22 protein-coding genes are annotated in these 21,415 nt (G+C 40.7%); 10 read left to right on the top strand and 12 right to left on the bottom strand.

All coding sequences use genetic code 11. The annotated features are described in order from the left end of the window. Positions 1-26 precede the first annotated feature (26 nt). The 3 genes from radA to WCX87_RS06970 all read right to left on the bottom strand — a co-directional run bounded on the left by radA (position 27) and on the right by WCX87_RS06970 (position 2,913). The gene (gene radA / locus WCX87_RS06980; RefSeq protein ID WP_345978770.1) at positions 27-1,373 is read right to left on the bottom strand and encodes a DNA repair protein RadA; all 1,347 of its coding nucleotides are present in this window, start codon (positions 1,371-1,373) and stop codon (positions 27-29) included. A 101-nt stretch (positions 1,374-1,474) separates the two neighbouring features. Continuing rightward, positions 1,475-2,359, bottom strand: coding sequence for a signal recognition particle-docking protein FtsY (gene ftsY / locus WCX87_RS06975; RefSeq protein WP_345978769.1), 885 nt, complete (start codon positions 2,357-2,359; stop codon positions 1,475-1,477). After that, positions 2,359-2,913, bottom strand: a complete 555-nt coding sequence (locus tag WCX87_RS06970) for a TlpA disulfide reductase family protein (RefSeq protein ID WP_345978767.1) — start codon at positions 2,911-2,913, stop codon at positions 2,359-2,361. Before WCX87_RS06970 ends, ftsY begins: the two co-directional genes overlap by 1 nt. A gap of 51 nt (positions 2,914-2,964) precedes the next feature. On the opposite strand from WCX87_RS06970, the gene WCX87_RS06965 reads away from it, so the two are divergent. Beyond that, entirely contained in the window at positions 2,965-3,594 is a 630-nt protein-coding gene (locus WCX87_RS06965; RefSeq protein WP_345978765.1) for a 5-formyltetrahydrofolate cyclo-ligase, read from the top strand. Further along, complete coding sequence (gene rny, locus WCX87_RS06960) at positions 3,524-5,092, top strand: ribonuclease Y (protein WP_345978763.1); 1,569 nt, start codon at positions 3,524-3,526, stop codon at positions 5,090-5,092. Before WCX87_RS06965 ends, rny begins: the two co-directional genes overlap by 71 nt. A gap of 39 nt (positions 5,093-5,131) precedes the next feature. On the opposite strand, the gene WCX87_RS06955 is transcribed toward rny, so the two are convergent. The 3 genes from WCX87_RS06955 to WCX87_RS06945 form a co-directional block, all read right to left on the bottom strand. Then, positions 5,132-5,659, bottom strand: a complete 528-nt coding sequence (locus tag WCX87_RS06955) for a GNAT family N-acetyltransferase (protein WP_345978761.1) — start codon at positions 5,657-5,659, stop codon at positions 5,132-5,134. A gap of 2 nt (positions 5,660-5,661) precedes the next feature. Continuing rightward, positions 5,662-7,497 (bottom strand): ABC-F family ATP-binding cassette domain-containing protein, encoded by a 1,836-nt coding sequence (locus WCX87_RS06950; RefSeq protein ID WP_345978759.1) that lies wholly within the window; start codon positions 7,495-7,497, stop codon positions 5,662-5,664. A gap of 113 nt (positions 7,498-7,610) precedes the next feature. Beyond that, a complete protein-coding gene (locus WCX87_RS06945) occupies positions 7,611-7,937 on the bottom strand; it encodes a hypothetical protein (RefSeq protein WP_345978757.1) in 327 nt (108 codons plus the stop codon). A gap of 211 nt (positions 7,938-8,148) precedes the next feature. Here WCX87_RS06945 and WCX87_RS06940 point away from each other — a divergent pair, with 211 nt between their 5' ends. Then, entirely contained in the window at positions 8,149-8,967 is an 819-nt protein-coding gene (locus WCX87_RS06940) for a hypothetical protein (protein WP_345978756.1), read from the top strand. A 9-nt stretch (positions 8,968-8,976) separates the two neighbouring features. Here the strand turns inward: WCX87_RS06940 and WCX87_RS06935 are convergent, their stop codons facing one another. Both WCX87_RS06935 and WCX87_RS06930 read right to left on the bottom strand, forming a co-directional pair. Continuing rightward, entirely contained in the window at positions 8,977-9,552 is a 576-nt protein-coding gene (locus WCX87_RS06935; RefSeq protein WP_345978754.1) for a DUF3365 domain-containing protein, read from the bottom strand. 13 nt (positions 9,553-9,565) lie between these two features. Continuing rightward, positions 9,566-10,462 carry a cation diffusion facilitator family transporter gene (locus tag WCX87_RS06930; RefSeq protein ID WP_345978753.1) on the bottom strand — a complete coding sequence of 299 codons (897 nt, stop codon included), beginning with the start codon at positions 10,460-10,462 and terminating at the stop codon, positions 9,566-9,568. A 54-nt stretch (positions 10,463-10,516) separates the two neighbouring features. Between WCX87_RS06930 and cmoB the strand changes: the two genes are divergently transcribed. Further along, a complete protein-coding gene (cmoB, locus tag WCX87_RS06925; protein WP_345978751.1) occupies positions 10,517-11,428 on the top strand; it encodes a tRNA 5-methoxyuridine(34)/uridine 5-oxyacetic acid(34) synthase CmoB in 912 nt (303 codons plus the stop codon). Beyond that, on the top strand, positions 11,412-11,915 hold the full coding sequence (locus WCX87_RS06920; RefSeq protein WP_345978750.1) for a PaaI family thioesterase: 504 nt from the start codon (positions 11,412-11,414) through the stop codon (positions 11,913-11,915). The genes cmoB and WCX87_RS06920 overlap by 17 nt, the downstream gene beginning before the upstream one ends. Here the strand turns inward: WCX87_RS06920 and WCX87_RS06915 are convergent. The 4 genes from WCX87_RS06915 to WCX87_RS06900 all read right to left on the bottom strand — a co-directional run bounded on the left by WCX87_RS06915 (position 11,912) and on the right by WCX87_RS06900 (position 16,602). Further along, positions 11,912-12,508, bottom strand: a complete 597-nt coding sequence (locus WCX87_RS06915; protein WP_345978749.1) for an MBL fold metallo-hydrolase — start codon at positions 12,506-12,508, stop codon at positions 11,912-11,914. The genes WCX87_RS06920 and WCX87_RS06915 overlap by 4 nt on opposite strands. A gap of 2 nt (positions 12,509-12,510) precedes the next feature. Then, positions 12,511-14,172, bottom strand: coding sequence for a methyl-accepting chemotaxis protein (locus WCX87_RS06910; RefSeq protein WP_345978747.1), 1,662 nt, complete (start codon positions 14,170-14,172; stop codon positions 12,511-12,513). Between the two features lie 72 nt (positions 14,173-14,244). After that, positions 14,245-15,432 carry a peptide-methionine (S)-S-oxide reductase MsrA gene (gene msrA / locus WCX87_RS06905; RefSeq protein WP_345978746.1) on the bottom strand — a complete coding sequence of 396 codons (1,188 nt, stop codon included), beginning with the start codon at positions 15,430-15,432 and terminating at the stop codon, positions 14,245-14,247. A gap of 174 nt (positions 15,433-15,606) precedes the next feature. Then, positions 15,607-16,602 carry a hypothetical protein gene (locus WCX87_RS06900; protein ID WP_345978744.1) on the bottom strand — a complete coding sequence of 332 codons (996 nt, stop codon included), beginning with the start codon at positions 16,600-16,602 and terminating at the stop codon, positions 15,607-15,609. A gap of 203 nt (positions 16,603-16,805) precedes the next feature. Between WCX87_RS06900 and WCX87_RS06895 the strand changes: the two genes are divergently transcribed. The 5 genes from WCX87_RS06895 (at position 16,806) to argB (ending at position 21,410) form a co-directional block, all read left to right on the top strand. Then, positions 16,806-17,624 (top strand): ferritin-like domain-containing protein, encoded by an 819-nt coding sequence (locus WCX87_RS06895; protein WP_345978742.1) that lies wholly within the window; start codon positions 16,806-16,808, stop codon positions 17,622-17,624. An 89-nt stretch (positions 17,625-17,713) separates the two neighbouring features. Continuing rightward, positions 17,714-18,520 (top strand): NAD+ synthase, encoded by an 807-nt coding sequence (locus WCX87_RS06890; RefSeq protein WP_345978741.1) that lies wholly within the window; start codon positions 17,714-17,716, stop codon positions 18,518-18,520. A gap of 9 nt (positions 18,521-18,529) precedes the next feature. Then, complete coding sequence (locus WCX87_RS06885) at positions 18,530-19,651, top strand: DegT/DnrJ/EryC1/StrS family aminotransferase (protein WP_345978739.1); 1,122 nt, start codon at positions 18,530-18,532, stop codon at positions 19,649-19,651. Next, on the top strand, positions 19,648-20,559 hold the full coding sequence (locus WCX87_RS06880; protein WP_345978737.1) for a tetraacyldisaccharide 4'-kinase: 912 nt from the start codon (positions 19,648-19,650) through the stop codon (positions 20,557-20,559). The genes WCX87_RS06885 and WCX87_RS06880 overlap by 4 nt, the downstream gene beginning before the upstream one ends. Next, positions 20,559-21,410 (top strand): acetylglutamate kinase, encoded by an 852-nt coding sequence (gene argB, locus WCX87_RS06875; RefSeq protein WP_345978736.1) that lies wholly within the window; start codon positions 20,559-20,561, stop codon positions 21,408-21,410. The genes WCX87_RS06880 and argB overlap by 1 nt, the downstream gene beginning before the upstream one ends. The last annotated feature ends 5 nt before the right edge of the window (positions 21,411-21,415 follow it).

Here is a 21,415-nt window from a genome sequence, read left to right as displayed (position 1 = left end):
ACATTATACAAAAAAAATTTAAACAATCAAAACCATTCCAGCAGTTTTGTCACTTCATCTACGATGTAAGTTTTTATTGTAGATTTTTCCAACGTTTTTTTTGCGATAAGCGCTTTGGAGATGTTTTGCATCTTTGCCTCTTTGAGACGTGAATCAAGTTGAAAGACCTCTCTGACGTCACCCACTAACGAGACCTCTCCGATGAATACGGTCTCTTTAGATATCGCTCTGTCTCTAAAGCTGCTTATAATCGCCGCAAGTATAGCCAGATCGGCTGCTGTTTCGGTTATTTTGATGCCGCCGGTGATGTTAATAAACACATCATAGCTGTTGAGCGGGATCTCAAGTTTTCTCTCTAAAAGTGCTAAAAGCATGTTTAATCTGTTGTTATCAAATCCGGTCGCCTGACGTTTTGGATTTGAAGTATGGGATTCCGAGACAAGAGCCTGTACTTCAAGTATGATTGGACGAGAACCCTCCATGATGACCGTAAGTGCAGAACCGGGTTGAGAAGTAGTACGGTTAAAAAATCTCGATGATATGTCTTTTGCACTGACGAGTCCGTCATTTCTCATCTCGAACACGCCTATCTCACTGGTCGGTCCAAAACGGTTTTTAAAGCCTCTTAGTATTCGCAGCTCTTGAGAAGAATCCCCCTCAAAGTAAAGGACGGTATCGACCATATGTTCCAAGACTCTTGGTCCTGCGATGGATCCCTCTTTAGTAATATGCCCGATAATAAAGATCGCGATGTTCTTCTCTTTTGCCAGACGCATCAGTTCAAAGGTTATCTGTCTTACCTGTGTGACCGAACCCGGAGCAGATGTAATAGCTTCAGAGTAGAGCGTCTGAATGGAGTCGATGATTATAAACTCATAATCTCTGTGATGCAGTTCTACAAGGACCTGTTCTAGTCTTATCTCGCTTAATAAAAACAGATTTTTTTCATTTGAGCCTAGTCTGTTCGCACGAAGTTTGACTTGACTTTCAGACTCTTCACCTGTCACGTATAAAACGTTTTTCCCTGTAGATGCTATATTTGAGCCTATCTTTAAAAGCAGGGTCGATTTGCCAACACCCGGGCTTCCGCCGATAAGTGTAAGAGAGCCGGGTACGACTCCGCCGCCAAGAACGGTATCTAGTTCATAGTCAAGTGAAGAGAATCTCGGGATATCGATCTCGGTGATGTCCGGCATTGAGATTGCTTTTGTCTTTGAATCGCTCATCGAAGAGAGGGTCTTTACGATCTCCTGCTCTTTTTCATTTAGTTCGACAAAAGAGTCCCATGCTCCACAATTTGTACATTTTCCCATCCATTTTGGAGTGGTGAGTCCACAGTGTTGACATTCATAGAGAACTTTTTTCTTTGCCATAAATATGAGCCTTTAGTGTAGCCTTACATGTAAGGGAGAAATTTATTATATTGTAGGGGAAAGTCCGTATAGTAGTTTAAAATATGACATATTGTCATATTTTAGTTTTCTTCATCTGCTGCAAATATCTCGTCAAGAAGACCGTTTACAAACTCGTATTTGTCAAACTTGATAAGATGTTCTGGCTGTTCACCTACACCTATGTAAAGTATCGGAAGCTGCAGAGCATAAGCGATACTAAAGACAGAACCGCCTTTTGCAGTCCCGTCAAGTTTTGTGATGATGATACCGTCGATGCCAACCATCTCGTTAAACGCTTTTGCCTGAGCGATCGCAGAGTTTCCTTGTGTCCCGTCTAAGATAAGAATTGTTCTATGCGGAGCACCGGCGTGTGCTTTATCGCAGATACGGTCTATCTTTTTAAGTTCGTTCGCAAGGTTGGTCTGCGTATGAAGACGGCCCGCTGTGTCTATGATAACATTGTCAAAATGTTTTGCTTTTGCCGATTCGATAGTATCGTACGCGACAGCTGAAGGATCATGACCTTGACGGGAAAATACAATAGGAACATCAAGTTTGTCTGCCCAGCGTGTAAGCTGCTCGATCGCTGCGGCTCTAAAAGTGTCTGCAGCTCCAAGCATTACACGTTTTCCCTCATTTTTATACATAGAAGCTAGTTTTGCGATCGTTGTTGTTTTGCCTGCACCGTTGACACCGATTATCAGATCTACAAAAGGTGCCGTGTGTTCAGGTTGTGCATAGCTTGTATAGGCAAAAGTAGCCAGTAGTTTTGCTTCGAGTATAGTACGTGTGATCTTCTCTTGGTATATTTCGTTTAAGATGATCTCTACAAGGGCATACTCGACGTCAGCTTCTAGAAGTATATCTTCCAGTTCCTCTTTAGTAAGTGTGACTTTTTTCTTTGGAGCGACCGTCTTTATGGCATCGACGGTTTTTTTAAGTCCCTGTTTTATGAATCCGAACATTATTTACCTAGCGCCTTTTTGATATCGTTTTCTATAAACTCTTCAGGTGTCGCACCTATGTAGTAGTTTACAAGATTACCGTCTTTGTACATTACCATCAACGGAATAGGGAAATCCGATTCTAGCCCCTCTAAAGTCGAAGCGATCGAAAAAGCCAGTTTACGGTTCTCAGGAGAGACAAGCATCATATAGTTTGCACCGTATTCGTTTTTAAATTCGACTATATCTGCAGCGGTAAGATCTTTTTGTATAGAAAGACCAGCGACTACAAGATCGTCTTTATATTTTGCCTGTAGTGCTGCAAGATGTGACGCTTCAGCGCGGCAAGGAGGACACCATGTCGCAAATATGTCAAAAATCACGACTTTACCTTTTAGGTTATCAAGTGTAAAGTTATTTCCCTCTTTTACTATCGTATGTGATTCTTTAGCAAGATCGTTTAAAACAAACTGATTTGATGCGACCATAGAGTTTTCATCACTTTTGTCGTCACTACAAGCTTGAAAAAAGAGCGTAATAGTTAAAGCAGAGATAATGAGTGATTTTTTTAGCATTTAAAACCTTTAATTGGATAAAATATACGAAATTATATCAAAAGATTTGAAATGGACACGACAAAAGAGAATTTTCGCCAAAATTGCTTAAATAAATTATGCAGATCATCAAAATTCAACAAAATCTACCGTGATAACCTGGTAAACAATCAGATTATATCACTTTTAAAAGATGCAAAAGGACTTAATGTCCTTTGCTATTGGCCGCTTGATTTAGAGGTAGATATAAGAAAATCTATTCGATTTATTCGTAAAAAAAATAATGTTCTTCTTCCATTTATGCAAGAAATCAGTTTTAAAATGGTACCATTCAGATTACCGCTATCACGAAAAAAGTTTAATATATATGAAGCGGGAAACAGTTTTAAAAATATAAGAAAAATTGATGTAGCTATTATTCCAGCGGTTGGAGTTGATATAAAATCGCGACGTATTGGATTTGGAAAAGGGATGTATGATCGTTTCTTTGAAAAACTCAAAAATGATCCATATAAAATTTTTTTACAATCACAGATCTGTTATACAGATAAAGATATCTGTGATGACCATGATATATCGTGTGATATATTGATAACACCGAGGATAAGATTGTTGCATAGAAGGAAACTAAATGCTAACTATCGTACTGTTAGGGGCTTTAACAGCCATCATAGGCGGGGTAGTAGGTTTTTTCATTTCTAAAAAAGTTTCAAGTGCTAATTTTGAAATATATGTAGAACAGGCAAGATCTAAAGCAAAAGCTATAGAGAGTGAAGCCGAACTACTTTTACATAAAGCGAATTTAAAATCTCAAGAGATTGAGTTAGAAGCTAGAAAAGAGTACGAGAGTGTAAAAGACCGTGTAAAGCGGGATATGCAGGATCGCTCTGATGAGCTGCAAAGAAAAGAGAATGAGTTTAACCGCTACAAAGAGAGCGAGACTCAAAAGTTAAAAAATGAAAATTTAGCTTTATCTAGTGAAAGATTGAAATTAAAAAGAAATGAGAAATCTCTAGAAATAGTAAAACATGATTATGAATCACGTATAGACGATGTCATAAGAGTTTTAGAAGGTGCTTCGGGGATGACAAGAACCGAAGCCAAAACTCTTCTGCTTCAAAAAGTAGAAGAGAGTTCACGTGCGGATATCGCTCATATTGTAAGAAAGTATGAGAATGAAGCAAAAGCGGAAGGGCAGAGAAAGGCTAATTTTATATTGGCTCAAGCCACTACGCGTTTTGCGGGTGATTTTGCAAGTGAGAGACTGGTAAACAATATCTATCTTGAAAGTGATGAGCTAAAAGGCCGCATCATCGGTAGAGAGGGTAGAAATATTAAAGCGCTAGAGATGGTGCTCGGTGTCGATATCATCATCGATGATACGCCGAACACTATCGTCGTAAGCAGCTTTAATCTTTACCGCAGAGCGATCGCGACAAAAACGATAGAACTGCTTGTGGAAGATGGTCGTATCCAGCCAGCGCGCATAGAGGATATCTATCAAAAAGTGTGCGATGAGTTCGAAGACAAGATCCTTCAAGAGGGTGAAGATATCGTCGCGAAGATGGGACTTCCTCCGATGAATCCGGAGCTGATGAGACTGATCGGAAGACTAAGATACCGTGCGAGTTACGGGCAGAACGCTCTGGCTCATACACTTGAAGTTGCTCATTTGGCAGGCATCATGGCCGCTGAGATGGGCGGTGATCCGTTACTGGCAAAAAGAGCGGGTCTGCTTCACGATATCGGTAAGTCTCTGACTCACGATGTTGACGGGAATCACGTTGATCTTGGCGTAGAGGTCTGTACCAGATACAACGAGAGTGAGGTGGTCATAAACGCTATCTATGCACACCACGGACATGAAGAGATCAAAAGTGTGGAGTGTGGGGCTGTCTGTGCTGCAGATGCACTTTCAGCTGCACGTCCGGGCGCAAGACGAGAAGTTTTAGAGAGCTTCTTAAAACGTGTGAGTCTGGTCGAAGAGATCGCTTCAAGACACAACGGCGTCAAACAGTCGTACGCAATTAATGCGGGTCGTGAACTGAGAGTCATCGTGAATGCAACATTGATAAACGATGATGAGTCTGTACTTTTGGCTAAAGAGATCGCTAAAGAGATAGAGGAAAAAGTCCAATATCCGGGCGAGATAAAAGTAAACGTGATACGCGAGACAAGAGCTACGGTCTACGCGAAGTAAACTTTACATGTAAGGATCACACCTTACATGTAAGAGTCTTTAATCCATCCATTTAGAAGGGTCATAGCCGTCGCTTGGACGCACTACCTCTTTGTATTCCAGTTTTTTTATCATTGTGATAGTCTCGGAACCGTCAATAGGACTTTTTGACTCGGAACCTTCTATCTTTTCAAAACCAAAACGTTCATAAAACTTGACGGCACGAGAGTCTTTGAGTACACTCACGGAGATCTGTTCAAATCTCGATGCAGCTTCTAAAAGCAGCTGTTCTAGCATCATCGATCCTATCCCTTCTCCTCTAAACTCCGGTTTTACTGCCATCGTCAGGACAGGCACTGTATCTTCAAATCGCAATAGGCGTATCCAGGCAGCGCCTGCGATCTTGTAATCTTTTAAGATGTATATCCCAAGGTCTCTTGTGCTTAGACCATAATGCTTCGTGTAGATATCAAGCTCGGGAAAGTCCTCCAGCGTCTTGCCGATCTCATCAAGGCGGTAGGCGAAGTGAAGCATGTCCGATGCGATCTTCTGCTCGGACGAGCGTAAAAAATAGAGTTCAGTTTTCATAATCATTCTCCCAGTTCACTTAGTTTTGTCTCATACTCTTTGAGTATCTCGTCTAATTTCGTTTGACTTTCTTCAAGAAGTTCGAACTTTTCTTCGATACCATTTTCAAGTTGAGAGATAAGCTGCGAGAGCTCCATTATCTTTGAGTTGTCCGAAGCATTTGAAGCTTTTACGAGCTCCTCGTGATATACCTCTAACTGTTCCTCGGTCTTGATAATGAACTTCTCTGCACTTTCGACCTCTTTTTTCAAAGGCGAGGTGAGTTTGCTTCGCTCTTGTATAAGTGCGGCTCTTAGCTTTTTGTTCTCCTGTCTGTTGACTTTAGGAGCGGTTTTTGGTTTTTCCTCTGCCTCTTCATCTTCCCAGCCTATTTTTTCTAAGAACAGATCATACCCGCCGTCAAAATATTCTGCACCCTCTTTGCCGAAGATGATAAGTCTGTCGCACACGCGGCGAAGCATCTCTTCGGAGTGGGTGACGATAATGACAGAACCTTTGAAGTTCTGTATGGCGACGGTAAGGGCTTCTATGGAATCCATATCCAAGTGGTTGGTAGGCTCATCCAAAAAGAGCAGGTTGACATCACGTGCGAGTATCTGTCCCAGCATAACGCGGCTTTTCTCACCGCCTGAAAGAAGCGATATCTTCTTTTTGGCACTCTCGCCGCTGAACATCATCCCGCCGCAGATACTTCGCACCGTTGATTCTGACAGCTTAGGATTGCCCAGATAGATCTCATCCATAACGGTATTATTAGGACTAAGATGAGAGATATTGGTTTGTCCGAAATGGGCATACTCGGTCGTCGTATGAAAATTGACCTCTCCGCTAAGCGGTTTTAACTCTCCGGCGATGGTATTTAAAAGTGTAGACTTTCCTTTACCGTTTTTCCCGATGATACCCAGACATTCCCCTTTTGCCAGAGCAAAAGAGATATTTTTAAAGAGAATGTTGTCAGGCGTGTATCCAAAACTCAGGTCTTTTACTTCAAGCAGGACTTTCGCAGGAGTGTCTTTGAAATTAAAGTCGAACTTGAGAGTCGAATCGTATCCTAGGTCTTCAAGCAGGTCCATCTTTTCAAGCTGTTTTACCTTTGACTGTGCAAGGGCTGCGGTTGAAGCGCGTGCTTTGTTTTTGGCTATGAACTCTTCAAGCTCTTTGACTTTTTTGTCCTGACTGATCTTCTGTTTTTCATACAGCTCTTCATCGGCTTTTAACTGAGCATAGAACTTATGCGTATCTCCCGCGATGATGTTTAACGATCTACGGATGATCCCCATCGTGTGAGTCGTGATGCCGTCCATAAAGTCTCTGTCGTGGGTAATGAGGATCACTTCACCCTCAAACGCTTTTAAAAAGCTTTTCAGCCAGCGGAGAGAGACGATATCGAGGTAGTTGGTAGGCTCATCTAAAAGAAGCAGGTTTGGTTCGGCTACTAAGAGCTTTGCCAGATTAAGACGTATCTGATAGCCTCCTGAGAAGGAGAGGGGACTTTTGTCCAGATCTTCATGGGAAAAGCCAAGGCCGAAAAGGATCTTCTCCACTTTGTAGATGCTGAACTTGTCATCTTCGCTAAGAGCCAGAGCTACTTCATCTCTTATGGTCGCTTCGCTAAACTCAAGATGCTGTCTGAGTGCGCCTATCTTGTAGCCTTTTGGTACGACGACCTCTCCGCTGTCTGGTGTCTCTTCACCGAGGATGATCTTAAAAAGGGTAGATTTTCCGCTCCCGTTTCTGCCCACAAGTCCGACTTTATTACCGGGATTAAGTTTGAAGTTCAGATCTGTAAAAAGTTCCTGAGAGGTAAAACTTTTAGAGATATTTATAAGTTGTATCATTTGATTCTTTTTAAATTGGTGTAATTATTTTCGTATTATATCAGGTCGTAGATGAAGCAAGATGAAAAGTCCTAAATAAAGGGACTTGACATACTTGATATAAAAAGTCTGTTTTATGATTGTGGAGTATTTTCTGGTGTTTCTACAAGGTCGGTAAGAGTCTCTTCATGTACCGGCACAGGAGCGCTCTCTTTCTGTCTTGCCATAACTCTTTTGTATCCGTCTATCATAACGATAAAAGATACGATCTGTATAACTGCTATAAAACCAAGACTTAAAATAGTCAAGGTGTCGAATAGATTCAAAAGTATATAGCTGATAAGTTCTAAAAGAATGACTTGCAATGATAAAAATATCAGCGGCTTTAGCGGACCTTTTGCTGTTCTTCTGTTTCTGATCACTATCTTCTCTTCTGTAGTTTGTTCCATTGTCTCTTCCATTATTTTCCTTTGTAATATCCAAGATGATCTGCACTGCTTGTTATAAACAATATAAACATAATCTGTACATTATATAACATAAAGTACTAAAAAAGTTGTAGATATAGTGATTTTGACATATATTTTTCTCTTTCTCAACAAATTTTTTAGATATTTGCTTATATAAGTTCCATTATTGTAAGATATTTTAAACAAAAATTATGGGTGTGATATGACAGAAGAAACTAGCTTAGCTTTGGTGCAGACTATTATAAATTCTGAGAAAGATCTGATCGTGGTCTTTAAAGGGGGACAGCCAATCTTGTCAAACTCCGCATTTAACGCTTTTTTTAGCGTTTCATCGCTCAAAGAGTACACAAGAGGTTTTGGAGAGGTCATTGACAGCTTTGTCCCTCATCCTTCATATTTTCATAAAGAGAAAGTCGCAGAGGATGAAAATTGGTTAGATGCCATCATGAAGCTGGAGGAGATAGACAGGATAGTCAGTATGATGACTCCTAACTTCGAACCTTGCGCTTTTTCTGTGAGGGTTGACAGCAGTGTCGAGGATTATCAGATCGCTGCATTTACGGATATTACCCGAGATCTTATCAAGCGTATTATGACTGAGAATAATACGGATCTAGACCAAGAAAGCGGTGCTTACGATAAAAAATATTTTATGCAGGTATATAAGACATATGAAGATGCTGCTGTCTTTAATGAAAAGATCATTGGTGTCATCTTGGCGACTATCAATGAAGATGATAATCCAGATTTCTCTCATGACGAAAAAGCTTTAAAAGATTTTGTAGAGCATTTTAAAAACAACATTCGTCATGATGATATGCTGGTTCGCTGGGAGGAAAACAAGTTTTTGCTCGTTTATCTGGTCGATAATGAAAAAAGTGCCAAACAGGTGCTAAATAAACTGCTTCACCTTGTAAAGAACGGCATGATAAAAAGTTTAGAGTGTAAACTGAGTTCGGTCGTTCAAAAAGAGAAAGAGAGCATAGACTCTCTTATCAGACGGGTTCAGTTAGAAGAGTAAAAAAGCGTTTTATCTTTTGATCGTGACTACTACCGCTCCGCGAAGGTCACCCATCTTGTAGTTCACGGCTTTATCATCCGGATATCTTTCAGATATGCTTTTTTGCAGTTGGGGATCTTTAGATATATCTCCGTGGCATTTTAGACATACCGGCTTGTTTATGACCAATGGTTTATAGAACTTGTAGGTATGCTCATCGACTTTTTTCAGGATGAACGGCGGTAACTTTTTGTTTGAGTCTTTTAAGCTCTGAAGAGAGTCTAAGACCTTCATCTCATCTGCAAGCGGAGCGTTTGCACCATTGCGGTATTTTGCACTGATACGTTTTGCCACGACACCCTGTTTGAGCTTTTCATTGACTTTGTCAGTCAGTGCATAAGCTTCGTTAGAACAAAAAGCGAGAGCATCAGGTACACCGCCTTGCTTCATATGCTGCTGCATGTTTTTTTGAAGAGTCTGTAAAAGAGTCTTTGTCGCGACTTGCCCCTCTTTTACAACGGATTGTAGTTCGTCCTCATTAGGGCTTTGTGCTAAAAGCAGTGTTGCACTGACTGCCAGTATAGGCAAGAGTCTTAAGATTTTCATTTGATCGTCTCCTTTAATGGTATTCATCTTCTATCTCATTTATCTCAGAGTCATCATACGGGTCAAGATGTACGATCGTATGGACTTTGTACTCCGGAAAAAGCTTTTTCAGTTTGAGCTCGATCTTATCGCCGACTACGTGAGCGTCGTAAAGAGTGACAGTCACATTAAAGACAAGATGTACTGAGATGTAGATGTGTGATCCTGCTTGTCTTGTACTTAAAAAGTGGTAGGTCGTGATCTCTTTTTCGTTATCGAGCAGATCTTTGATCTTCTCAACTTCTTCCTCCTCTAAAGAGACATCTAAAAGCATAAGTATTCCCTCTTTGACGATCGGAAGAGCCGAATAAAACATATAGACTGCGATACCGATACCCAAAATAGGATCGATAAGTTCTATGCCGGTCATCGAGATAAGACCTAGAGCTAAAAGAACAGCACCGTTTGAAAAAAGGTCCGTCTTGTAGTGAAGGGCGTCTGCACGGATGACCATGTTCTTTGTCTTTTTTGCGATGTAGTTTAGAAACAGAACTAAAGCACCGGTGATGATGATGGAGAGTACCATTACGACTATAGACTCTTGCAGGTGCTGTGTAGGAGTCTTATTGACCATTTTCATAATCGCCTGATAGAGGACAAAAATAGCAGACATCGAGATGATAGTACCCTCGACGACGGCAGCAAGAGGTTCAAGTTTTCCTCTTCCGAAGTTAAATTTGTCATCAGGTTCTTTTTGTGCGTGACCGAGTGCAAAAAAGTTAAATGCCGATACGGTCAAGTCAAGTAAAGAGTCGATCGCAGAAGCTAAGACGGCGACAGAACCGCTCATAACCCCGATAACCATCTTTAAAGTGACTAAAACCGTTGCTACAGACATAGACGCAACAGTAGCTTTTTGTTCAATACGCATAAAATATCCTGTTTTTTGTTGAGATTATAACAAATAAGTTGTTACAATAGCGACATGAATTTAAATGAGATTAGAGAAGACAGACAAAAATGGATGACATGGAAGAATATAGCTCCGCTCAGAGCTATAATAGATGCCCTGCCTGATGTCGATGCACAGATAGAACTTAACGATACGGTGACTCTTTACTCTAAAGAGCCTGTAGACATAAAACTGATAGAAGAGAGCGCAAGAGCTATGATGCCTTGGAGAAAAGGGCCTTTTGACCTTTTCGGTCTTTTTATAGACACCGAGTGGAAAAGCAATATCAAGTATAATCTTATCCGTCCGCACTTTAATCTGAAAGATAAACGTGTCGCCGACATAGGATGCAACAACGGATACTATCTATTTCGTATGCAGGAGGATGCTCCCAAGAAACTCGTTGGCTTCGATCCGTCGGCTTTGTATAAGACACAGTTTGATTTTATCAACCACTTTGCCAAGACGGATATCGTGTATGAACTTTTAGGAGTCGAACACCTGCCTTTTTACGAAGAGAAGTTCGACTTTATATTCTGCTTGGGTGTTTTGTACCATAGAAGCGATCCCGTGATGATGTTAAAAGAGCTCTATAAAGGACTTGACGACAAGGGCGAGGTTCTTTTAGACACTTTTTATATAGATGGAGAGGATGAGGTCGCACTCAGTCCTAAAGGCAGCTACTCAAAAATACCGAATATCTACTTCGTCCCTACGATCCCCGCACTTAAAAACTGGTGTCTGCGTGCAGGTTTTTCGGGCTTTGAAGTTTTAGAGACTTCGACTACATCAACGGACGAACAAAGAAAAACAGACTGGATCGAAGGGCAAAGCCTTGAAGATTTTCTCGATCCTGACGATAGTAGTAAAACTGTAGAGGGATATCCCGCTCCAAAAAGAGTGTATGTAAAACTTACTAAGGAAAAAAATGGCAAAGAAAAATAAACAAGACAACGAGAATGAACTCGAAGAGCATGAAGAAGATTTAGAACTGGATGAGTATCAAAATGAAAATAGCGTATATTTAAAGACTCATGACAGTATAAATCAGGAACTTTGCGGGGAGATCCATAAAATAGAGCTCGGCTATGTGGAAGTCAATCTAAAGACGATACAAGAGATGGTCGCAGATGAGATGGGACTTATCCACGGAGGTTTCATCTTCGGTGCTGCCGATTATGCCGCTATGGCAGCCGTAAATGAGAGAAACGTGGTCTTGGTCGCGAGCGAATGTCAATTTCTTTCACCCGTAAAACTGGGTGATACGGTAAAAGTCATCGCAAAAGTACGCCATAAAGAGGGACGAAAAAGAAACGTAGAGGTAGAAGCATTTGTATTAGATATAAAAGTCTTCTCAGGGACATTCAAGACTGTCATCACGGAAAGACATGTCTTAAAACTTAAACTTCTCGACAGTGCCGGAGAAGCTTAAAGCATATTTATCCAGTAAGGAGCATTTTTCTGCTCAGCTGAGATCGTCGTACTCTCCCCATGCCCCGGAAAGACAGTCTTGTCATACTCTATTTCAGAAAATCTTTTTAGGCTGTCCTTCATCGCTTCAGGATCAGAGTATGGAAAATCTGTTCTTCCGATAGAGCGTTCAAATATAAAATCCCCGCTAAACATAGCATCCCCGATCTCAATAGTCGAACATCCCGGACAGTGCCCCGGAAAATGACGGAACTTTACTTTGACTCCTTCAAGATCGAACTCTTCGTCTCCATCGACCTCTACATCCGGATAAGATGGCGGAAGATCAGGCATCCAGCTGCTGCTTTGAAGCAAAAACACATCGCCTTTTGGAGTGTAAAGAGGGATATGAAGTTTTTCTTTTAGCTCCTGATTACTCCAGACATGGTCAAAATGTCCATGAGTGTTTAGTATAGCGACAGGATTAGTGACATTTTGCATGACCCACTCTGTAGCACCCACACCCGGATCGATAATGAAATCTTTTCCACCCGCTGTCACGATATAGCAGTTTGTCTGGTACGGCCCCATAGGCTGTCTTTTTATATTTGTCATATTCATGTATCAAACTTATTGAGTTTAGTATTGAGATCTTTTGCAGATCTGTAAAGGTTGTCTGCAATGTCAGAGAGCTCTTTCATACCGAGATCGTTCTCTTTGGATATCTTGTTGAGTGTTTCTATCTGCAGAAGCATATCGCTGTTGTGTGTAAGGATCTCGTGAGAACTCTTTACACTTTTCTCAGTTAAAGCAGTTGTCTTGTCTACTGCGTCTACACTATTGTTGATGTTGTTCTCGACGTTTTGAGATATCTCGGAGAGATGCTGTATATTTTTAGCATTGCTTTGCATCTGGTCAGTGACTTCCATAACCGACTGAGATATCACTGTGATAGTCGCATTTATCTCAGAAAGGCTTTTTTGCGTACGCTCTGCAAGTTTTCTGACTTCATCCGCGACAACTGCAAATCCGCGTCCATGTTCACCCGCACGCGCCGCTTCTATGGCAGCATTAAGAGCAAGCAGGTTCGTCTGATCCGCGATATCTCCTATAAGTGTCAGTACATCTTTTATCTGCTCCATCTGAGATGATAGCTGAGAGAGTTTGATGTTGAGCTCGTTTTCAAGCTCTACGCTGTGGTTGACGGTACTGATAAGAGTAAAAATATCATTTTTTGCCTGTAAAAGCTGATTATTCGTCTCCTGCATATTCTCTTTGGTCTGTTCAAAGTTTTGAGAGGTCGTCTCTATGATGTTTTGGATCGAATGGACTTGTGCAGTAGTCTTGGTCGCGATCTTAAACTCTTCATCAACGTGCTCTTTTATCTTTGTTACGATCGTATTCATGCTTTGTGCATCGTTTTGATTTACACTTGAGACATTTTTAGCTTCATCGACGGTATGACGAAGTTCAGATACGAACTGGTTGATACTTCTAGCCATAACGCCTGTCTCATCTCTGTTTGAAACATGGATCGATTTTGTCAGGTTATCGTGTTCAGTCGAGACGACATTTGTGATGCTTTTTACCGAGGTCGTAGTCTGTTTGACGACAAGATAGATGTTGATCGCCGAGATGATCAGCCCTATAAGGCCGACAGTGATGTTTTTAAAGATGATCTCGTCTACGTCTATATGGCTGTTTGTGAGTGCCAGCGTCACGCTGAAAAGTATCAGCAGGATGATGTTTCCAAAGATGGTACTGAAGATGGATAAGACCATCTTTTTGCCGAATGATAAAAACTGGTATTTGTCCGAGAGATCGATATCCTGCGTCCATTTTTCCAGATCGATAACAGAGATGATAAAAACGGGAATGACAAAAAGCAAGATAAGCGGAAGCGTGAACAGCTGAGCCAAGATAAACTTTTGAGTCGTGACAAAGTCAAAGTTGATGATGACTATCAGGGGCCCGAGACTGCTGTAGAGAAACTGGGCTATCATAAACCATATAGGCAGAGCCGCAAGTGTCTTATAGACCTGTTCATCTACTTTTTTGGTGTTTACCGCGTTTTCGATGATCTTAAGTCTGGTGTTGAAAAAGTACACGACACCCGATGTCACAAAGAGGACATAAGAGATCATCTGTGCGGAAAAAAGAATGCTGATTATCTGGTCAAAATTAAAAATATTTGAAAAATATACTATGAGCACCCATGCAAAAGGCGGGATCATAAATCCGGTTAAAAGGAGGAGTAAAAGTTTAGTGCGATATTTCATGCTGGCTCATTCCATATTTTTTTTGGGGTGAAAGTATAACTTTAATTACGTTAATAAATCTTTATAGGTTTTCTACCTGTTTTTGAGCTTCTCTCTTGGTATAAACTCCAATACCGTGGCGTTTATACAGAACCTTCTTTTATTGTTGTCATAAGGAAAAACATGCCCGAGATGTATGCCGCTTTTTTTTGCGATCACTTCGACTCTCTGCATCCCGTAACTGTTGTCCACTTTTTCAACTACAGAATCATCGACCGCTTTATAAAAGCTGAGCCATCCCGTTCCCGAGTTAAATCTGTCTCTTGTATCAAAGAGTATTTCTCCCGAGAGTTTATCTACGAATACTCCGTCAGGAGTGTTTTTAAAGATATCGTACTGTCTGCAAAAACGGTTTTCAGTCCCTTTATTAAAAGCCACTTTGTAGCTTTCGGAGTTTTTACCGAGTTTAAAATCACCCAGAGTTTTGTAAAACTGCTCTTTGTCCATGTATCCCAGATGAGACATCACCTCTTTGCCGTCCTGTATAAAAAGTATCGTAGGAGTGGCATAGAGTTCTGACTTTATATTGAACTTTGAAAGTTCTCTGGCAGTTGCATTTCTAAGCGGAACCGAACCGTGATACGAAGAGCTGACATCGGCTTTAAACTTTTCGCAGTACGGGCAATACCCCTCGGCGACTACGACGATGATCTCTTTGCCGCCTAAAGGAGCGATCATATCTTTGCTGACATATCCGCTTTTAAACTTCACACCCGTAGAGTGGTTAGGGCAGTATCCAAAGGGATGTTTTTTAAGATAGTCCTGATGATAATCCTCTGCATCATAAAACTTCTTAAGCGGTTTTATCTCGGTGACTATCTTGCCGTAACCGTTTTGACTCAGCAGTTTTTGGTACTCTGCTTCTGTTTCAAGGGCGATTTTGTGCTGGTTTTCGTTCGTATAGTATATGGCACTTCTGTAGTTTGTCCCGACATCGTTGCCCTGACGGTTCAGCTGAGTAGGATCGTGAAGCTCCCAAAAATCTTTTATGAGTTCTTCGGCGCTCACTTTGGAGTTGTCGAACTTGACTTTTACGGCTTCTGTATAGTTGATGATCTTGCCGTCTTTCGTCTTTCTGTGTTTGAGTACCTCTTCATAAGTAGGGTTTGGATAGTTACCGCCGACATAGCCCGACTTCACGTCCACAACACCGTCCACATGTTCAAAGTACTTCTCAACACCCCAAAAACATCCCGCTGCAAATACGATCTCTACTATCATCACGAACTCCTTACATGTAAAGAGAGTGTAACCAAGTAGCATTTAAATAAAATTTACTTATAAAAGTTAGAGAAAAGGTGTCAGGTTATATGTAGGTATAAAAGTTGACTGTGTTTAAAATATATGCTAAAAGATTTATTAATGGGAAGGTACAACATCCGAGATAACGACTTGTTATACGACGCCACAACCTTCTATTAGGCCTTCGCTTAATTTTTTAAGAATAGCTAACAAAGATTCAATGTCATTAGGAGAAACTACTATACGTTGACCTACCTTATACACGGAGTCTCCCGATTTTGTAATATATTTTTCATCAACGATTCCTTCGTTATGAGCTAGCAGATGTCGCTTTTGAAATAGTATATTTAACTTAGTTATTTGATCGGAGGTTAACCAATCGGCATATCCTTTCTTGATAGCTTTTTCCCATAATTCACTACCTTGCTCAAGACGCTGAAATGCATTAAAAGGTGCTTTTCCATATGCTTCATATAAGCCTTCACAAAGTTTCTGAAATGCCACGACGCCATCAGAAATACATGTTTCTTGTAAGGAACGACAAGTTAACTCCGCCTCATCTTTACTTGATGCTGTAGTTAAAGCTTTTCTTACAACATCGATATTATCTATTTTTGCTTTGATTTTTCTCAGTGAGTCACTAAATGTTTGAGTAACCGAGTTATGTCCACATGCAGGGCAGAAAAAAGCACTGCCTAAAACGGAGAAACGTGAATGACACTTTTCACACTTAATGTCTAATTCCATTGCTTCAGCAGCTTTAGCTGGAATAGTGAATGTTCTGCTGTTTGAACCTTTGTATTTCATACTGATTGAAACAAAGCTATTTTTGGATTGGCCTTGATTGAAATTTCTAGTCATATTAGAAAATGCTTTGCCTAGTAATCCTTCAACTACAGTCAAGGTCTCTTTCTGAGCATGTTCGATCTGAGCGATTGTAAACCATTGGTCTGAGGGAGCTTCATGTCTACACATTGGACACCAAACAGCCTCATCTTTAAAAATATTAAGCCAGTCATCATTGTTTACTTTGAAAAGAAATTCACATTCTTCTGACGGACATTGTTTATCAATGTAGCCTTTTTCATCATTATCTATCCCTACGGATACTGACTTCAAATCTTCGAGTTCTTTAAAAGAATTTGACATTTACTCTACTCCTTTGAAAATCTAATAACTATTGATTTAATGAACATTATATATAAAACAGTCCGATAATTGAAAATTAATTGCAAAATGCAATATTTTAATTCCCTTTTATTAAAAAGTACTGAAATATTTAAAATATTGATATAAATTTGATCCCTTGAGTTTACATGTAAGATAGAAGAGTGATAGTGTATAATTTCCCTATGAAATTTTATGAACAATTAGAAAAATTATTACTGACACAAAACCATAAAACTAAGATAGTAGAGTTTAAGAGTTTTTATCAAAAATATAAAAACGGTGAGTTTACTTTTGAAGAGAATTATGAGAAAAAACTCTTTGATCAGCCCTCTTATGAGAGTTTTTGTAAGATAGTCCCGCCTCAGGATGTGCCAAAAAGAAAAAACCTTACGACAAAAGAGGGACAGATATATCTGCTGCATGCCATAGCTCATATAGAATACAGTGCCATAGACTTGGCGCTCGATGCGGCTTACAGATTTAGCGGACTGCCAAAAGAGTATTATGACGACTGGCTCGAAGTCGCAGATGATGAGGTGAACCACTTTCTGATGCTTGAAGAGCTTTTAAACGAGGTCGGCGGATACTACGGCGAGGTCGAGGTGCATAATGCTCTCTTTGAAGCGATGCAGCGCACTTCCCATTCCCTACTTGAGCGAATGGCAGTCGTTCCGCGCTACCTTGAAGCAAACGGACTTGACGCGACTCCGGCCATCCTTAGAAAGCTAGAAAAACTTCCACAAAGCGAGATGCTCGGGCGCATCATAAAAGCTTTACATGTAATAGTCGATGAAGAGGTCTCGCATGTACAAAAAGGGGACAGATGGTTCTCCTATGCATGTGAAAAAGAGGGCAAAGATAAAGAGATCTATTTTGAGATAATAGATAGATATTATCCGCTTTGGCTTGGAAAGAAAAAAGAGCTTAATGTAGAGGCAAGGAAAGAAGCCGGCTTTACATGTAACGAACTTAAAGTGATGGCAAACAAAGAAGTGTGCTAAGGTATTAGCCTTATATTAATCTTTGTTGAATAAATTACGATATAATATTTTTCGTTAATATAACTTTTAGTTTAGGGTTTAAATAGAGTATGAAAAAGTATGCACAAATCAGCGATTATCTAGTACGATTTTTAGATAATGAAGTTCGTAAGACTGGACTTAAACGTGTCGTTGTCGGCTTAAGCGGCGGCATCGATTCTGCAGTGGTCGCAGTCTTGGCACATCGTGCATTCGGTGATGATCTTTTATGCGTTAAGATGCCTTCACAGTACTCATCGCAAAACTCTTTGGATGATGCGGACAATCTTTGTAAAGATTTTGGACTGAGATCTATTACAAAAAGTATAGCTCCGATGCTGCAGGCATATGAGGCGGAAAATCCCGATATGAACAACCTTCGTAAGGGGAATCTCTCAGCGAGGCTTAGGATGGTCACACTTTTTGATATGTCGGCAAAAGAGGGCGCTTTGGTACTTGGAACAAGTAACAAAAGTGAACTTATGCTCGGATACGGTACTTTGTACGGGGATTTAGCAAGCGCACTCAATCCCATAGGCGATCTGTATAAAAGTGAAGTGTTTGAACTGGCACGTCACCTTGGTGTGACAAAAAGTATAATCGATAAGCCGCCGTCTGCCGATCTATGGGACGGGCAAAGCGATGAGGCTGATCTGGGGTATAGTTATGCTAAACTAGATGAAGCACTAAGACTTTATGTCGAAGAGAGACTTAGCATTGACGAGATAGTCAAGCGCGGTGTAGATAAAGATATGCTGGATATGATAGTCAAAAAGATCTATGCAAATCAGTTTAAGCGTAAGATGCCGGTCATCGCGAAGCTGACTTCACGCACGATCAATCATGATTTTAATTATCCAAGAGATATAAACTTATAAGGAGAAAATATGGAAGTTCCATTTTACAGACAGGAAAGCGGTGTCACAGAGCATGACCATATCGCAGATGTTCTAGACGGTGATGAGATAAACTTTGTTGAAAAACTTGAAGAAGATTTTGAAGACTACGTCGGTGCGACATATGCCATAGCTACATCAAGCGGAACTTCAGCACTTCACTTAGCGATGCTGGCGCTTGATCTTAAGCGTGGTGACAAGGTCATCTGTTCTGTGAATGCTTTTCCTTCTGTACCTGAAGTCGTACGCCACTTCGATGCCGAACCGACTTTTATAGATATAGACCCTAAGACTTATAATATAGACCTTGATAAGTTGGAAAGTTACTTAGAGGAGAACTCTTCAAGAAAACTAAAAGCGGTGATCGTAAGCCATATAGCAGGGCAGTGTGTCGACCTGGAGCGTCTTTATAACATTGCAAAGATCTATGATGTAAAGATAGTAGAGGATGCCGCAGATTCACTTGGTGCGACATATAACGGTCAAAAGATCGGTTCTACGGGAGCGGATATCACATGTTTCAGTTTCTCTCCGCATCTAAAAAACAGCATCTGCAACGGCGGGATGATGGTAACGGATGATGAAGATATAAAAAACAGAGCGAAGCTTCTTAGAAACCATGCTATGGTCGTAAACGAAGATGGACTAGACTATATCTATGACATCATCGATATCGGAAATAAATACACTATGAGTCAGCTTGATGCGGCATATATCAGCGCGCAGCTTCAAAAGCAGGATGAGAACATCAAAAGACAGCGCGAGATAGCGGAGATATATAACGATGCACTTAAAAACACGCCGCATATCTCTTTACCGAGTCTGGACAATGAGGATCATGCATTTGCTCTGTACATCATAGAGGTCGATAAAAACAGGGATTCATTTGCAAAAGAGTTGGAAGAAAACGGCATCAAAACAGCGCTTCATTATATACCGTTACATCTTTTGTCGTACTATAAAACAAAGTATATGTTAAGAGTAAATGATTTTCCTGTTGCGCTTAGAACGTTCCAAAAAGTACTTTCTATTCCTATCTTTCCTGCGATGAGCGATGCAGAGATAAAGTATGTCGTAGACACGATCAAAAAGATAGCAAAAACAAGAGTTTGAAAAAATATATAGTCTTTTGGGTTGAGAGATATCTGTATGAACCGAATATCTTTCAACGCCTTTTATCTTTTTTATTCCTTCCGCTCACTCTTATCTACTGTCTTATAGTCTGGATAAAGTATAAGATGACCGACACGATAGATTACGGTATCGATGTCGTAAGTATCGGCAATCTCAGCGTAGGCGGAAGCGGGAAGACCCCTTTAACGACTGCATTGGCATTAAAGTATGAGAATGTTGCCATCGTCCTTCGAGGATACGGAAGAAAGACGCAAGGCTTACATGTAGTCTCTAACGGTCATGAGATCCTCTGTGATGTAGAGTCCAGCGGTGACGAGGCGATGATATACGCCTTAAAAGTACCAAAAGCGATAGTCATCGTCAGCGAGAAAAGAGAAGAGGGTATAAAAAAAGCAAAAGAGATGGGTGCTAAACTCGTCTTTTTGGATGACGGATACTCCAAGCATCATATCAAAAAACTTGATCTTCTTATAGATGTCCGCAGTAAAAACGGTTTTTGTCTTCCTTCGGGTCCCTACCGCGAAAAGATATGGAGCGGAAAAAAGGTCGAACTTCTGCAGGAAGAGATCGATTTTAAAAGAGCTGTCCATATAGAAAATGAGACGGAGAAAATGGCACTTGTAACAGCCATCGCAAGACCTCAGAGACTGGATGGCTTCTTGCCGAAAGTGGTGAGTAAACACTATTTTGAAGACCATCATTTCTTTACAAAAGAGGAACTTGAAGAGATCATGGAGTCAAGTAAAGCGGCATCTTTACTTGTAACTTTTAAAGATTATGTAAAAATCAAGGATTTTGGTATTAATATTTCAATATTAGATCTAGACCTTGACGTTGAGCCAAGAGTATATACACTTATAGATAATTATGTCAAAGGGGACATGTAATGCAAAAAAAAATCGAAACAGTAAAGACACTGCTTGAAGCATTGCCGTTTATAAAACAGTTTGCAAAACAAAAGATAGTTATAAAATACGGCGGCTCGGCGCAGACGTCACCGCAGTTAAAAGAGCAGTTTGCAGAAGATATTCTGCTTATGTATCTTGTAGGCATCCGTCCGATCATCGTTCACGGCGGGGGAAAGACCATTACAGATATGCTTGATGCTTTAAAGATAGAGACAAAGTTCATCGAAGGACAGCGTGTCACTACAAAAGAGGTTATGCGTATAGTGGAGATGATACTAAGCGGTGAGATCAACAAAGAGATCGTCTCGCTTCTCAACTCTCACGGAGCAAAAGCGATAGGTATCAGCGGTAAAGACGCACATTTTATCACTGCAGAGCCGAGAGACTTTGCAAAATGGGGACTTACGGGCAGGATCAAAAATGTAAATGCCGATGTCATCACAAATCTTTTAGATGAAAAGTTCGTACCGGTCATCGCACCTATCGCAGCAGGTGAAGAGATGAGCCACCCGGGCTACAACATCAATGCAGACCTTGCAGCTTCATATATAGCTAAATCGGTCGGTGCTAAAAAGATCATCTTTTTAACAGATACGGCGGGTGTCCTAAACAATGATAAAGTACTTCTTCCTTCACTGACACGTGATGAGGTCGAAGCGCTTAAAGCTGACGGTACGATCCACGGCGGTATGGTGCCTAAAGTAGATGCCTGCCTTGAAGCGGTAGAGGGCGGAGTCGAGAAGGCTCACATCATCGACGGAAGAGTTGAACACTCATTACTTTTAGAGCTATTTACATCTGAGGGTGTAGGTACTCAAATTACGCTATAATTTCA

The organism is Sulfurimonas sp. HSL3-2, assembly GCF_039645965.1.
In the GTDB taxonomy this organism is placed as follows: domain Bacteria; phylum Campylobacterota; class Campylobacteria; order Campylobacterales; family Sulfurimonadaceae; genus Hydrocurvibacter; species Hydrocurvibacter mobilis.
Note: the sequence above shows the minus strand (reverse complement) of the source record. Positions and strands in the feature narration are given on the sequence as shown.